This window comes from Pseudomonas sp. Mb7, from assembly GCF_054790525.1.
Genome location: NZ_CP186501.1, coordinates 3,836,563 through 3,850,071, shown reverse-complemented (window position 1 = coordinate 3,850,071; position 13,509 = coordinate 3,836,563). Strand labels below are relative to the sequence as shown.

Here is a 13,509-nt window from a genome sequence, read left to right as displayed (position 1 = left end):
GTCCGCTGCTGTAAATGAAAGTGTCTAGCGGCGGGGCAGTAATCAATGGCAATGGTGCGGGTGATCGTGCAACATTTGCGCACCGCGCAAGCCCCGGGGTCTGGAATGACCAATAGAGGGCATGGCGCCGCTGTATTTTTGCAACTTCAACTTCCAATGGGTCCTAAAACGACATGGCAAACCCGGACGCCCTGAATCAGCAGCGATCTTCTGCTCGCCTGCTGCAACCGACCGTCAAATCGCATCTGGCCTACACGCTGCTTTGCGCGCTGGTCATGATGGTGATGTTTTCCGTGCTGCGCCTCGCGCTGCTGGTCTACAACCGCGAGATGATCCTCGATACCCCGGCTTCGACCTTCCTCGAAGCTTTCGCCAACGGCCTGCGTTTTGACCTGCGCCTGGTGGTTTACCTGTGCATTCCGCTGGTGCTGGCGCTGTTCAGTGCCCGCGCCATGGCCGCACGCGGCTTCTTCCGCTTGTGGCTGACCATCGCCTCAAGCATCGCGCTGTTCCTCGGCCTGATGGAGATGGACTTCTACCGCGAGTTCCACCAGCGCCTCAACGGCCTGGTGTTCCAGTACGTGAAGGAAGACCCGAAAACCGTGATGAGCATGCTCTGGTACGGTTTTCCGGTAGTGCGCTATCTGCTGGCGTGGGCCATCGGCACTGTCATCCTGACCCTTGCGTTCAAAGGCGCCGATCGTGCCACGCGTCCACGCGGACCGTTCAGCGGCGGCAGCGTGGGTACTCGTCAAGTTGCGCCGTGGTACACCCGTCTGGCGGTGTTCATGGTCTGCCTGCTGATCTGCGTGGCTGCCGCCCGTGGCACCTTGCGTCAGGGCCCGCCGATGCGCTGGGGTGATGTCTACACCACCGATTCCAACTTCGCCAACCAGCTCGGCCTCAACGCCACGCTGTCGCTGATCGAGGCCGCCAAATCTCGCATGGGCGAAGATCGCGACAACATCTGGAAAGCGACGTTGCCGCAAGAGCAGGCGCAGAAAGTCGTGCGCGACATGCTGCTGATGCCAGACGAAAAACTGGTCGATGCCGATATTGCCGCTGTGCGCCGTGATTACACGCCGCCGGCCGACAAGACCCTGCCGATCAAGAACGTCGTCGTGATCCTGATGGAAAGCATGGCCGGTCACTCGGTCGGTGCACTGGGCGCGCCAGGCAACATCACGCCATACCTGGACAAACTGTCGAAGGAAGGTCTGCTGTTCGATCGCTTCTTCTCCAACGGTACGCACACCCATCAGGGCATGTTCGCGACCATGGCCTGCTTCCCCAACCTGCCAGGTTTCGAATACCTGATGCAGACCCCGGAAGGCAGCCACAAACTGTCCGGCTTGCCGCAGGTGCTCAGCGCCCGCAACTACGACGACGTATACGTCTACAACGGCGACTTCGCCTGGGACAACCAGTCGGGCTTTTTCAGCAACCAGGGCATGACCAACTTCGTTGGCCGTAACGACTTCGTCAACCCGGTGTTCTCCGATCCGACCTGGGGCGTGTCCGACCAGGACATGTTCGACCGTGGTCTGCAGGAGTTGAAGGCGCGGGAAAACGGCAAGCCGTTCTACGCGCTGCTGCAAACCCTGTCTAACCACACGCCATACGCCTTGCCGACGCCATTGCCGGTCGAGCGCGTGACCGATCGCGGCAGCCTCAACGAACACTTGACCGCCATGCGCTACTCCGACTGGGCGCTGGGTCAGTTCTTCGAGAAGGCGCGCAAAGAGCCGTACTTCAAGGAAACCCTGTTCGTCATCGTCGGCGACCACGGCTTCGGCAACGAGCGCCAGATCACCGAAATGGACCTGGGCCGCTTCAACGTACCGATGCTGATGATCGCACCTGGCATTCAGGAGAAGTTCGGTACGCGTGACCACACAGTGGGTACGCAGATCGATATCGTGCCAACCATCATGGGCCGTCTCGGCGGCGAAGTGCGTCACCAGTGCTGGGGCCGCGACTTGCTCAACCTGCCGGAAGGCGACACCGGTTTCGGTGTGATCAAGCCGTCGGGCAGCGAGCAGACCACTGCTATCGTCACCGCTGACCAGATTCTGGTGTTGCCGAGAGACAAGGATATGGGGCCGAAGATGTGGCAGTACCAACTGGGGGCCAATCCGCACGCCGAAGTGGTACCGAATGCGCCGCGCACCGCCGAGTTGAAACTCAAACTCGAAGCGTTCCTGCAAACGGCAACCAAGAGCCTGATGGATAACACCGCCGGTGTCATCCACGGCAAGCCGGACTGATCGATCTATAACAGAAAGATCCGCGCAATAAAAAAGAGGCCCTTAACAGGGCCTCTTTTTTTACGCGTGAATCGTTATATCCGACCGAGTAACAGCAGCACCAACAGCACCACCAACACCACGCCGATAATGCCCGATGGACCGTAGCCCCAACTTCTGGAGTGCGGGAAGACCGGCAGACCACCGATCAGCAACAGGATCAGGATAATGATTAGAATTGTGCCCATGTCGATTTCCTTGTTGATAGTGTTCGAGAAGTCTTGGTATTCAAGGGCGACTGGAGACTAAGTAATTCCAGACGGCTTACAAATTCCGACCGGTGCGCGTGAAAGAAAATTCAATGTTTTTTTAATGTATTTGGATTGCTCGTTTATTTCCTTTGAAGCACAAGATCAAAAGATCGCAGCCTTCGGCAGCTCCTACATTGAACGCGTGTAGGAGCTGCCGAAGGCTGCGATCTTTTGATCTTGCATTCAGCAACTTGATGGAGCGTGGGCGCGCGCCGATCCTTCGCTACACTCGGCGCATCTTTCCCAGAACAACAAGGCTGTGTGCTATGCAAAATCGCATGATGATCACTGGTGCGGGCTCGGGCCTGGGTCGCGAAATCGCGCTGCGCTGGGCACGTGAAGGCTGGCAACTGGCCTTGTCCGACGTCAGCGAACCCGGTCTTCAGGAAACCCTGAAAATGGTCCGCGAGGCCGGTGGCGACGGTTTTACCCAGCGCTGTGATGTACGTGATTACAGCCAGCTCACCGCGTTCGCTCAGGCCTGTGAAGAAAAGCTCGGCGGCATCGACATCATCGTCAACAACGCCGGCGTGGCCTCGGGTGGCTTTTTCAGCGAACTGTCCCTGGAAGACTGGGATTGGCAGATCGCGATCAACCTGATGGGCGTGGTCAAGGGCTGCAAGGCGTTCTTGCCGCTGCTTGAACAAAGCAAAGGCAAAATCATCAACATCGCCTCCATGGCGGCACTGATGCAAGGCCCGGCGATGAGCAACTACAACGTGGCCAAGGCCGGCGTGGTAGCACTGTCGGAAAGTCTGCTGATCGAACTGGCGCAGCAGGAAGTCGGCGTGCACGTGGTCTGCCCCTCGTTCTTCCAGACTAACTTGCTCGATTCGTTCCGTGGGCCGACCCCGGCGATGAAAGCGCAGGTCGGCAAGTTGCTGGAAAGTTCGCCAATTACGGCGGCGGATATCGCTGACTACATCTATCAGCAAGTCGCCGCTGGCGAGTTCATGATCCTGCCCCACGAACAAGGGCGCATGGCCTGGGCGCTGAAGCAGAAGAACCCGCAACTGCTCTACAACGAAATGACCTCAATGGCGGAGAAAATGCGCGCCAAAGCCAAACAGAGCAACGGCTGAGCTTGCCCGTCGGAGACAGCGTCGCTAGGGTGGCCGCAATGGTCACCCTGTCGAGACACGTCAATGCTCAATTACCTGTGGTTCTTTCTTGCGGCGCTGTTTGAAATCGCCGGTTGTTTCGCCTTCTTCATGTGGCTGCGTCAGGGCAAAAGTGCCTTGTGGGTGATTCCTGCGCTGCTCAGCCTGACCCTGTTCGCACTGTTGCTGACCCGTGTTGAAGCCAACTATGCCGGTCGTGCCTACGCCGCTTATGGCGGCATCTACATCGTCGCTTCGATTGGCTGGCTGATGGTGGTCGAGCGCGTGCGTCCCTTGGGTTCGGACTGGATCGGCGTGGCGCTGTGCGTGATCGGCGCCAGCGTGATTCTGTTCGGGCCACGCTTTTCTGCTGCCTGAAGACCTTTTGTGGGAAGTGTCTGACAGCTCGCGGCGATCATGGGTGTAAGGCAAAACTGATTTGCGCGCCGTGCATTGAAGAGGCGCGGCAAGCCGCGCATCTTCAGGGTTCGCTAACCCTGAAGGACGAATCTCATGCTTGTACTCAGCCGTGTCGTTGGTGAGTTGATTTCAATCGGTGATGACATCACCTTGCGCGTTCTGTCAGTGAATGGTGCCAGCGTGCGATTTGGCGTCGAGGCGCCACAAAAGGTCAACGTGCACCGCGCGGAGGTCTATGAGCGGATTCAGCGCAAGCAAGCCACGCAGAAAGTTCGCTGAGGATTTCAGTCGAACAGGTGCTTGGGCACGTCGTGCTTGAGCATCAACTGGCACTGCTCGCTTTCCGGGTCGAAGACGATCAGCGCCTGGCCTTTGGTCAATGCCTGACGCACGCGCAGCACGCGGGTTTCCAGCGGCGTGTCATCACCGTTGTCGGTGCCGTCGCGGGTGACGAAATCCTCGATGAGGCGGGTGAGAGTGTCGACTTCAAGTTGGTCGTGGGGAATAAGCATGGGCACCTCGGCTGAATCAATGGCGGGATGCTACGGCGATTGCGGTTTGCCTGCCAGTTTTGTGTTGCCTGTACCGACCTCATCGCTGGCAAGCCAGCTCCCACAGTAATTGGGGCAACACAAATTTGTGTACACCTCCGATACCTATGGGAGCTGGCTTGCCAGCGATGGGGCCAGTCCTGTTATCACAAAGCCGGATCAACTATCGGAACGCTGCCCCACCAGACTGTCCACCGACGGCACCCGCGTATCGCTCTCCATTTGCGTGTCATGTTCAATCTGATGACTGAAGCGATCGAGCGAGGCATTGGCCGGCGCTGCATCACTGGCAAACACCGGCGGACTCAAGATGTAAGCCCCCAGCAAGCGACTGAGAGCCGCCAGACTGTCGATGTGCGTGCGCTCATACCCATGGGTCGCATCGCAGCCAAACGCGAGCAGGGCGGTGCGGATGTCGTGGCCGGCGGTCACCGCCGAGTGCGCATCGCTGAAGTAATAGCGGAACAGGTCGCGGCGCACCGGCAGTTCGTTTTCACCGGCCAGACGCAGCAAATGTCGCGACAGGTGATAATCGTACGGGCCGCCAGAATCCTGCATCGCCACACTCACCGCATGCTCGCTGGAGTGCTGTCCGGGAGCGACCGGCGCGATGTCGATGCCGACGAATTCGCTAACGTCCCAAGGCAGCGCCGCCGCCGCGCCGCTGCCGGTTTCCTCGGTGATGGTGAACAGCGGGTGGCAGTCGATCATCAGCTCCTGGCCGCTGTCGACGATGGCTTTGAGTGCCGCGAGCAGCGCGGCAACGCCGGCCTTGTCATCCAGGTGACGGGCGCTGATGTGCCCGCTTTCGGTGAACTCCGGCAGCGGATCGAATGCCACCACGTCGCCGATGCTGATGCCCAGCGAGTCGCAGTCAGCCTTGGTCGCACAGTAGGCATCCAGACGCAGTTCAACGTGATCCCAACTGATCGGCATTTCATCGACGGCAGTGTTGAAGGCATGCCCGGACGCCATCAACGGCAAGACACTGCCGCGAATCACGCCGTTGTCGGTAAACAGGCTGACGCGACTGCCCTCGGCAAAGCGGCTCGACCAGCAGCCGACCGGGGCGAGGGTCAGGCGGCCGTTGTCCTTGATCGCACGAACGGCGGCGCCGATGGTGTCCAGGTGCGCGGAAACCGCGCGGTCGGGGCTGTTCTTCTTGCCTTTGAGCGTGGCGCGAATGGTGCCGCGTCGAGTCATTTCAAAGGGGATGCCGAGCTCTTCCAAACGCTCGGCGACGTAACGCACGATGGTGTCGGTGAACCCGGTGGGGCTGGGAATGGCGAGCATTTCCAGCAAGACTTTTTGCAGGTAGTTGAGATCCGGTTCGGGGATTTGCGTGGTCATGGAAACTCCTGATGGGTTGAGCACTGATCGTTCCCACGCTCTGCGTGGGAATGCAGCCGGGGACGCTCTGCGTCCCAAGAGTGGACGCAGAGCGTCCGGTGAGGCGTTCCCACGCAGACGGTTCGACGCCTCGACGTGGGAACGATCAGGAAAGGGTTAAATAGCCGGCTGACTGTGCGGAAACAACAAATCGACAAAGCGTTCCGCCGTCGGCTGCGGCTCATGGTTGGCCAGACCGGCGCGTTCGTTGGCCTCGATAAACACGTACTCCGGTTGATCCGCCGCTGGCACCATCAAGTCGAGGCCGACCATCGGAATGTCCAGCGCCCGCGCCGCCCGTACCGCTGCATCGACCAGCGTCGGGTGCAGGATTGCGGTGACATCTTCCAGCGTGCCGCCGGTGTGCAGATTCGCCGTACGCCGCACAAACAGGTGCTCGCCGGCCGGCAGAATGCTGCTGTAGTCATAGCCCGCCGCATGCAGGGTGCGCTGGGTTTCGTGATCCAGCGGGATCTTGCTTTCGCCACTGGTCGCCGCTTGCCGACGACGGCTCTGCGCCTCGATCAACGCGCCCACCGAATGCTGGCCATCGCCGACTACTTCCGCCGGCTTGCGAATCGCCGCGGCCACCACTTCAAAGCCAATCACCAGAATCCGCAGATCAAGCCCTTCGTGGAAGCTTTCGAGCAGCACGCGGCTGTCAAATTGCTTCGCCGTTTCGATGGCTTGCTGCACCTCTTCGATGCTCTGCAAATCCACCGCTACGCCTTGGCCCTGTTCACCGTCGAGCGGTTTGACCACCACCCTTTGATGCTCATCAAGGAAGGCCAGATTGTCGTCGGCATTACCGGCCAGTTGCTGCGAGGGCAGGTTCAGTCCGGCGCCTTTGAGCACTTTGTGGGTCAGGCTTTTGTCTTGGCACAGGCTCATGCTGATCGCGCTGGTCAGGTCGCTCAGCGATTCGCGGCAACGCACGCGACGCCCGCCGTGGCTGAGAGTGAACAGCCCGGCATCGGCGTCATCCACTTGCACGTCGATGCCGCGTCGATGAGCTTCTTCAACGATGATCCGCGCATACGGATTGAACTGCGCTTCTGGCCCCGGGCCGAGAAACAGCGGCTGGTTGATGCCGTTTTTGCGCTTGATGGCGAAGGTCGACAGATTGCGAAAGCCGAGCTTGGCGTAGAGGTTTTTCGCCTGCCGGTTGTCATGCAGAACTGACAGATCCAGATAGCTCAAGCCGCGACTCATGAAGTGCTCGATCAGGTGCCGCACCAGCACTTCACCAACACCCGGCCGCGAGCATTGCGGATCAACCGCCAGGCACCACAGGCTGCTGCCGTTTTCCGGGTCGTTGAAAGCCTTTTGATGGTTCAGGCCCATGACGCTGCCGATCACCGCGCCGCTGTCTTCATCCTCGGCCAGCCAGTACACCGGGCCGCCCTGATGATGCGGCGTCAGCCGCGTGGCGTCGATCGGCAACATGCCGCGCGCCTGGTACAACAGATTGATCGCCTGCCAGTCCGCCTCACTTTGCGCGCGGCGAATACGAAAGCCGCGAAACACACGGGTGGCCTGGCGGTAATCGCTGAACCACAGGCGCAAGGTGTCCGACGGGTCGAGAAACAGTTGCGTCGGTTCCAGGCCGAGGATCTGCTGCGGCGCCGCGACGTACAGCGCGATATCACGCTCGCCGGGCTGCTCTTTGAGCAGCTCCTGCGCCAGCGATGCCGGGTCGGGAAACGTGTGGCCGATCAGCAACCGGCCCCAGCCGCAATGTACGGCAATCGGGTCGGCGGCCAGCGTGCTGCCGTCTTCGGCCAGACGCGCCTGCAAGCGTTCATAGGACGGCGTCTGACCGCGTAGCAGCCGTTGGTTGATGGCCGTGGCGTGGGGTTTCATCAATCAGATTCCTTGTTCACTGAGCCACAGGTTCAGGGCAGCCAGTTGCCACAACTTCGAACCGCGCAACGGCGTCAGTTGGCCTTGCGGATCGGTTAGCAATTTGTCGAGCATGGCCGGGTTGAACAGACCGCGATCCTGACTCGGATCGAGCAGCAGTTCGCGCACCCAGTTCAGCGTGTCGCCCTGCAAGTGTTTGAGGCCCGGCACCGGGAAGTAGCCTTTTTTACGGTCGATCACCTCACTCGGGATGACTCGGCGCGCGGCTTCTTTGAGCACTTGTTTGCCGCCGTCAGGCAGCTTGAATTGGCCAGGCACTCGGGCCGAGAGTTCTACCAGTCGATAGTCGAGAAACGGCGTACGCGCCTCCAGGCCCCAGGCCATGGTCATGTTGTCGACGCGTTTGACCGGGTCATCGACCAGCATCACCGTGCTGTCCAGACGCAAGGCTTTGTCCACCGCCGCATCGGCGCCGGGCTGGGCGAAATGTTCTTTCACAAAGTCGCCGGCTGCATCGTTCGCGGTGAGCCATTTGGGCTGCACGGTGGCGGCGTAGTCATCGTAGCTGCGGTCGAAAAACGCATTGCGATACGCCGCGTACGGATCCGCCGCACCGTCGACTTGCGGATACCAGTGATAACCGGCGAACAACTCGTCAGCACCCTGGCCGCTCTGCACCACTTTGCAGTGCTTGGCCACTTCGCGCGACAGTAGATAGAAGGCGATGCAGTCATGGCTGACCATCGGCTCGCTCATCGCGCGGAACGCGGCGGGCAATTGCTCGATGATCTCTTTCTCGTCGATGCGCAGTTGATGATGTTGAGTGCCGTAGTGTTTGGCGATCAGATCCGAGTATTGGAATTCGTCACCGCGTTCGCCGCCGGCATCCTGGAAACCGATGGAAAAGGTCGAAAGGTTGTCGACGCCGACTTCACGCAACAGGCCGACGAGCATGCTCGAATCGACGCCGCCGGACAGCAGTACACCGACATCCACTGCCGCGCGTTGACGAATCGCCACCGCTTCGCGGGTGCTGTCGAGGACGCGATCAACCCAATCTTCGAGGGTCAGATTTTTCTCATCATCGTGTGGGCCGTAAGGCAGCGTCCACCAGGTTTTCTGTTCGGTGGTGCCGTCGGCTTCAACGCGCATCCAGGTCGCCGGTGGCAGTTTTTCGATGCCGGCCAGCAGGGTGCGTGGCGCGGGGACCACGGCATGGAAATTCAGGTAATGATTGAGCGCCACCGGATCGAGGATCGGGTTGATGTCGCCACCCTTGAGCAGCGCCGGCAAGGCCGAAGCAAAGCGCAAACGCTGACCGGTGCGCGACAGGTACAACGGCTTCACGCCGAGACGGTCGCGGGCTATGAACAGGCGTTTGGCGTCGCGTTCCCAAATGGCAAACGCGAACATGCCATTGAGCTTCGGCAGCAGCGCTTCGCCCCAGGCGTGGTAGCCCTTGAGCAGCACTTCGGTGTCGCCACCGGAGTAGAAGGCGTAACCCAGCGCTTCAAGTTCGGCACGCAGTTCCGGGAAGTTGTAGATCGCGCCGTTGAAGGCCAGGGACAAGCCCAACTGGCTGTCGATCATCGGCTGCGCCGAGCCGTCCGACAGGTCCATGATTTTCAGGCGACGGTGACCCAGGGCAATCGGCCCTTGGGCATGGAAACCCCACGCGTCGGGGCCGCGAGGGGCCAGGTGATGGGTGATTCTCTCGATCGCTGCAAGGTCTGCAGGTTGTTGATCAAAACGTAACTCGCCAGCTAATCCGCACATAAAGTCCTTACCGGTTTTTCCGTTGGGGAGGGTGTTTCTTCAGCGGCCGAAATGGCCGGTACTCAGAAACTGACCCGGTGCGGTTGTGGGAGTTTTAGAACGATAAGTTATAAGCGGCGCCGTCAGACCAGTGGGCCACCGTCATGGCCCGTGGTCTTCAGTTCATTTGCCGCGAATCAACCGACGTAATGCAAAGCGGTTGGGGTGACAGGCTTCGGCGACACTGCGTGGCAGCGGTAGCGGTTCGTTGTCCAGCCATGCGGCGAGCAGTTCGCCGGACAGTGGCGCGGTGATCAGCCCGCGAGAACCGTGGCCGCTGTTGACGTATAAACCGTCCAGCCAAGGGCAGGCGATGTCCGGCACTTGGCGCGCGTCTTTGCTCAGCACCGAGTAGGTGTCGAGGAACGCTTCGCGGTCGGCGAGGGGGCCGACAATCGGCAAATAGTCAGGGCTGGTGCAGCGGAAGGCTGCGCGGCCCTGAAGATTTTCGACGGGCTGTTCGCTGATGTGCAGACGCGTAACCAGATCGCTTGAGATCTCTTCGAGCATCGCCAGATTGCCCACGTGTTCGGCGGTGGTTGGCGTCAGGTCATCGCTGTTGAAATCGAAACTGGCGCCGAGGGTGTGTTCGCCTAGACGGGCAGGAGCGACGTAGCCTTCGGCGCAGACCACAGTGGCCAGTGCCTGGCTTTCTGCAGTTTCGGCGAGACGGGTGATCTGTCCGCGAATGCGCTTGAGCGGTAACTCGGCGCTCTGCGCAAAACATTTGATGTCGGCAGCACCGGCCAACACCACGACCGGCGCGCTGGCGAGCAAGCGGTCACCGTCGAGGGCTTGCCACTGGTCATCGACCCTGCGCAGTTGCAGTGCTTGGCAATGGTTGAGCAGTTCGATGTTCGCCTGCGCCGCTTGCGCCTGACACAGCGCCGGCGGATGCACCCAACCGCCTTCGGGATAGTACAAGCCGCCATGGGCCAGACCGACTCCGGCACGGGCCTGCGCCTCGGGCTGATCCAGCCACTGCAACAGGTCTTCTGGGAAGGCTTCGGCCAACTGGGCGTGACGCTCGGCTTCCTTGGTATTGAACGCCAGTTGCAGCACGCCGCAAGCGTCCCAGTCGGTGCCGCGTTGCAGGGTTTCCAGCAGGCGTCGGGTGTAACCGAAACCGCTGACAATCAGCTGCGACAGCGCCGTGCCGTGGGCGGACAATTTCAGGTACAGCACGCCCTGCGGATTGCCCGAGGCTTCTTGCGCCACCGCCGCATGGCGTTCGAGCAACGTCACCTGCCAGCCACGTGCGGCCAGGCTGGACGCGGTGGCGCAGCCGGCGAGACCGGCGCCAATCACCAGCGCTCGACGTTCAGCCGCGATCGGTACAGGACGAGCGAACCAGGGTTTTTCCGGTGTCGGCGGCGTCACTTCCGCCGGCCAGCCGAGAAACTCGCCACGGAGGATTTCCCACTTGTGACCGATGCCCGGCGTGCGCTTCATTTTGAACCCGGCGGCGTTGAGCAAACGGCGGACCCAACCGGTACTGGTGAAGGTGCTGATGGTTGAGCCGGGCGCTGCCAGTCGCGCCAGCTCGACAAACAGTTCGGCAGTCCACATGTCGGGGTTTTTTGCCGGGGCGAAACCGTCGAGAAACCACGCATCAATCTGCGCGTCGAGCTGCGGCAGTTGTTCCAGGGCATCGCCGATCAACAGCGTCAGCGTCACGCGGCCGTGGGCCAGGGTGATGCGCTGAAAGCCGGCATGGATCGCCACGTAATGCCGTAGTAACTGATCGGCCAGTGGCTTGAGTTCCGGCCACAGGGCCAAGGCACGTTTCAGGTCGGCGGGGCTCAGCGGGTATTTTTCGACGCTGACGAAATGCAGGCGCGCACCCGCCATGGCGTGTTGCTCGAACAACTGCCAGGCGCAGAGAAAATTCAGCCCGGTGCCAAAACCGGTTTCACCGATGACCAGTCGCCCACCCGCCGGCAGCGCGGCAAAACGCTCGGCCAGGCGGTTCTGTTCGAGGAACACGTAACGGGTTTCTTCCAGCCCCGACTGATCGGAAAAGTACACGTCATCGAACACCCGCGAACGCGGGCGTCCGTGGTCATCCCAATCGAGTTGGGCGTGGGGCAATACAGGTTTCATGGCAGGCTCGGCAACGACAAGGCGGCCATTCTAGCCGATCGCGCAGGGGCTGCTTGATCCATGGCAAGGCTTGCGCCCGTTGACTCACGGACAATCCGCCAGCCGCGGGAATTTCTGCGCCGCTGCTGTGCCCAATCCGCTAGTCTTGCTGAATCCTGGAAGGAGCCGTCCCATGTTTGAATCCGCTGAAATCGGTCACGCCATCGACAAAGACACCTTTGATGCGGCCGTCCCGGCATTGCGTGAAGCCTTGCTCGAAGCTCAGTTCGAACTGCAGCAGCAGAAGCGTTTTCCGGTGATCATCTTGATCAACGGCATTGAAGGCGCGGGCAAGGGCGAGACGGTCAAGTTGCTCAACGAGTGGATGGACCCGCGCCTGATCGAAGTGCGCACCTTCGATCAGCAGACCGATGAGGAGTTGTCACGGCCTCCGGCATGGCGCTACTGGCGAATGCTCCCGGCCAAGGGGCGCATGGGCATTTTTTTCGGCAACTGGTACAGCCAGATGCTGCAGGGGCGGGTGCATGGCCTGTTCAAGGATCCGCGTCTGGATCAGGCGATCGCCGGCGCCGAGCGTCTGGAAAAGATGCTCTGCGATGAAGGCGCACTGATTTTCAAATTCTGGTTTCATCTCTCGAAGAAACAGATGAAGGCCCGGCTCAAGGCGCTGGCTGATGACCCGCTGCACAGCTGGCGCATCAGCCCGCTGGACTGGCAGCAATCGGAAACCTACGACAAGTTCGTCAAATACGGCGAGCGCGTGCTGCGCCGTACCAGTCGCGATTACGCGCCGTGGCATGTGATCGAAGGCGCCGACGCCAACTATCGCAGCCTGGCGGTCGGCAAGATTCTCCTCGAAGGTTTGCAAAATGCGCTGAAGCGTCCGGACGTGCATCCGCACGATGTCAGCGCCGCGCCGTTGGGCACGCCGGTCGATCAGTTGAACCTGCTCGACAGCCTCGACCTGACCCAGCGTCTGGAGAAGAAAGACTACGAAGAACAACTGATCACCGAGCAGGCGCGCTTGTCTGGGCTGATGCGCGACAAACGCATGCGCCGCCACGCCCTGGTGGCGGTGTTCGAAGGCAACGATGCCGCCGGCAAGGGCGGGGCGATCCGTCGGGTCGCGGCGGCGCTCGATCCGCGTCAATACAACATCGTGCCGATCGCCGCACCGACTGAGGAGGAGCGCGCTCAGCCGTACTTGTGGCGCTTTTGGCGGCACATTCCGGCGCGCGGCAAGTTCACCGTGTTCGACCGCTCTTGGTACGGCCGGGTGCTGGTAGAGCGGATTGAGGGTTTCTGCACGCCGGCCGACTGGTTGCGTGCCTATGGCGAAATCAACGATTTCGAAGAGCAGCTGTCCGACGCCGGAGTGATCGTCGTCAAGTTCTGGCTGGCGATTGATAAAGACACGCAGATGGAGCGATTTCAGGCGCGCGAAGCGATCCCCTTCAAACGCTTCAAGATCACCGAAGACGACTGGCGCAACCGCGACAAGTGGGACGCCTATCGCGCTGCCGTCGGCGATATGGTCGACCGCACTAGCTCGGAAATCTCGCCATGGACGCTGATCGAGGCCAATGACAAGCGCTGGGCTCGGGTGAAGGTGTTGCGCACGATCAACCGTGCTCTGGAAGAGGCCTTCGAGAAATCCGACAAGCACGCGAAGAAACACAAGGACTGAGCCGATAGACGCGCATACGCGGGG

Annotated in this window: 11 protein-coding genes; 5 read left to right on the top strand and 6 right to left on the bottom strand. The window is 60.7% G+C overall.

Annotated features, from left to right (window positions below; translation table 11 throughout):
* Window positions 1–173: 173 nt before the first annotated feature.
* Window positions 174–2,267 carry an LTA synthase family protein gene (locus tag ACOYXH_RS17240; RefSeq protein WP_095048584.1) on the top strand — a complete coding sequence of 698 codons (2,094 nt, stop codon included), beginning with the start codon at window positions 174–176 and terminating at the stop codon, window positions 2,265–2,267.
* A gap of 74 nt (window positions 2,268–2,341) precedes the next feature.
* Here the strand turns inward: ACOYXH_RS17240 and ACOYXH_RS17235 are convergent, their stop codons facing one another.
* Window positions 2,342–2,500, bottom strand: a complete 159-nt coding sequence (locus ACOYXH_RS17235) for a DUF3309 family protein (protein WP_169432680.1) — start codon at window positions 2,498–2,500, stop codon at window positions 2,342–2,344.
* Window positions 2,501–2,823: 323 nt separating this feature from the next.
* Between ACOYXH_RS17235 and ACOYXH_RS17230 the strand changes: the two genes are divergently transcribed.
* The 3 genes from ACOYXH_RS17230 to csrA all read left to right on the top strand — a co-directional run bounded on the left by ACOYXH_RS17230 (window position 2,824) and on the right by csrA (window position 4,356).
* On the top strand, window positions 2,824–3,639 hold the full coding sequence (locus ACOYXH_RS17230) for an SDR family oxidoreductase (protein ID WP_095048583.1): 816 nt from the start codon (window positions 2,824–2,826) through the stop codon (window positions 3,637–3,639).
* 63 nt (window positions 3,640–3,702) lie between these two features.
* Window positions 3,703–4,035, top strand: a complete 333-nt coding sequence (locus ACOYXH_RS17225; RefSeq protein ID WP_008088571.1) for a YnfA family protein — start codon at window positions 3,703–3,705, stop codon at window positions 4,033–4,035.
* A gap of 135 nt (window positions 4,036–4,170) precedes the next feature.
* Window positions 4,171–4,356 carry a carbon storage regulator CsrA gene (gene csrA / locus ACOYXH_RS17220; RefSeq protein ID WP_016985988.1) on the top strand — a complete coding sequence of 62 codons (186 nt, stop codon included), beginning with the start codon at window positions 4,171–4,173 and terminating at the stop codon, window positions 4,354–4,356.
* A gap of 5 nt (window positions 4,357–4,361) precedes the next feature.
* On the opposite strand, the gene ACOYXH_RS17215 is transcribed toward csrA, so the two are convergent.
* The 5 genes from ACOYXH_RS17215 to mnmC form a co-directional block, all read right to left on the bottom strand.
* The gene (locus ACOYXH_RS17215; RefSeq protein WP_003199186.1) at window positions 4,362–4,589 is read right to left on the bottom strand and encodes a YheU family protein; all 228 of its coding nucleotides are present in this window, start codon (window positions 4,587–4,589) and stop codon (window positions 4,362–4,364) included.
* A gap of 198 nt (window positions 4,590–4,787) precedes the next feature.
* Window positions 4,788–5,978, bottom strand: a complete 1,191-nt coding sequence (locus ACOYXH_RS17210; RefSeq protein WP_077574040.1) for an osmoprotectant NAGGN system M42 family peptidase — start codon at window positions 5,976–5,978, stop codon at window positions 4,788–4,790.
* A gap of 156 nt (window positions 5,979–6,134) precedes the next feature.
* On the bottom strand, window positions 6,135–7,880 hold the full coding sequence (gene ngg / locus ACOYXH_RS17205; protein ID WP_194934054.1) for an N-acetylglutaminylglutamine synthetase: 1,746 nt from the start codon (window positions 7,878–7,880) through the stop codon (window positions 6,135–6,137).
* A 3-nt stretch (window positions 7,881–7,883) separates the two neighbouring features.
* The gene (locus tag ACOYXH_RS17200) at window positions 7,884–9,656 is read right to left on the bottom strand and encodes an N-acetylglutaminylglutamine amidotransferase (RefSeq protein WP_093435339.1); all 1,773 of its coding nucleotides are present in this window, start codon (window positions 9,654–9,656) and stop codon (window positions 7,884–7,886) included.
* A gap of 162 nt (window positions 9,657–9,818) precedes the next feature.
* The gene (gene mnmC, locus ACOYXH_RS17195; RefSeq protein WP_320413349.1) at window positions 9,819–11,798 is read right to left on the bottom strand and encodes a bifunctional tRNA (5-methylaminomethyl-2-thiouridine)(34)-methyltransferase MnmC2/FAD-dependent 5-carboxymethylaminomethyl-2-thiouridine(34) oxidoreductase MnmC1; all 1,980 of its coding nucleotides are present in this window, start codon (window positions 11,796–11,798) and stop codon (window positions 9,819–9,821) included.
* A gap of 172 nt (window positions 11,799–11,970) precedes the next feature.
* Here mnmC and pap point away from each other — a divergent pair, with 172 nt between their 5' ends.
* Window positions 11,971–13,485, top strand: a complete 1,515-nt coding sequence (gene pap / locus ACOYXH_RS17190; protein WP_095048579.1) for a polyphosphate:AMP phosphotransferase — start codon at window positions 11,971–11,973, stop codon at window positions 13,483–13,485.
* The last annotated feature ends 24 nt before the right edge of the window (window positions 13,486–13,509 follow it).

Coding starts and splice junctions, on each gene's coding strand:
- ngg (WP_194934054.1), bottom strand. CDS start 7,880: ATGAAACCCCACGCCACGGCCATCAACCAACGGCTGCTACGCGGTCAG.
- csrA (WP_016985988.1), top strand. CDS start 4,171: ATGCTTGTACTCAGCCGTGTCGTTGGTGAGTTGATTTCAATCGGTGAT.
- ACOYXH_RS17200 (WP_093435339.1), bottom strand. CDS start 9,656: ATGTGCGGATTAGCTGGCGAGTTACGTTTTGATCAACAACCTGCAGAC.
- mnmC (WP_320413349.1), bottom strand. CDS start 11,798: ATGAAACCTGTATTGCCCCACGCCCAACTCGATTGGGATGACCACGGA.
- ACOYXH_RS17210 (WP_077574040.1), bottom strand. CDS start 5,978: ATGACCACGCAAATCCCCGAACCGGATCTCAACTACCTGCAAAAAGTC.
- ACOYXH_RS17230 (WP_095048583.1), top strand. CDS start 2,824: ATGCAAAATCGCATGATGATCACTGGTGCGGGCTCGGGCCTGGGTCGC.
- pap (WP_095048579.1), top strand. CDS start 11,971: ATGTTTGAATCCGCTGAAATCGGTCACGCCATCGACAAAGACACCTTT.
- ACOYXH_RS17225 (WP_008088571.1), top strand. CDS start 3,703: ATGCTCAATTACCTGTGGTTCTTTCTTGCGGCGCTGTTTGAAATCGCC.
- ACOYXH_RS17215 (WP_003199186.1), bottom strand. CDS start 4,589: ATGCTTATTCCCCACGACCAACTTGAAGTCGACACTCTCACCCGCCTC.
- ACOYXH_RS17240 (WP_095048584.1), top strand. CDS start 174: ATGGCAAACCCGGACGCCCTGAATCAGCAGCGATCTTCTGCTCGCCTG.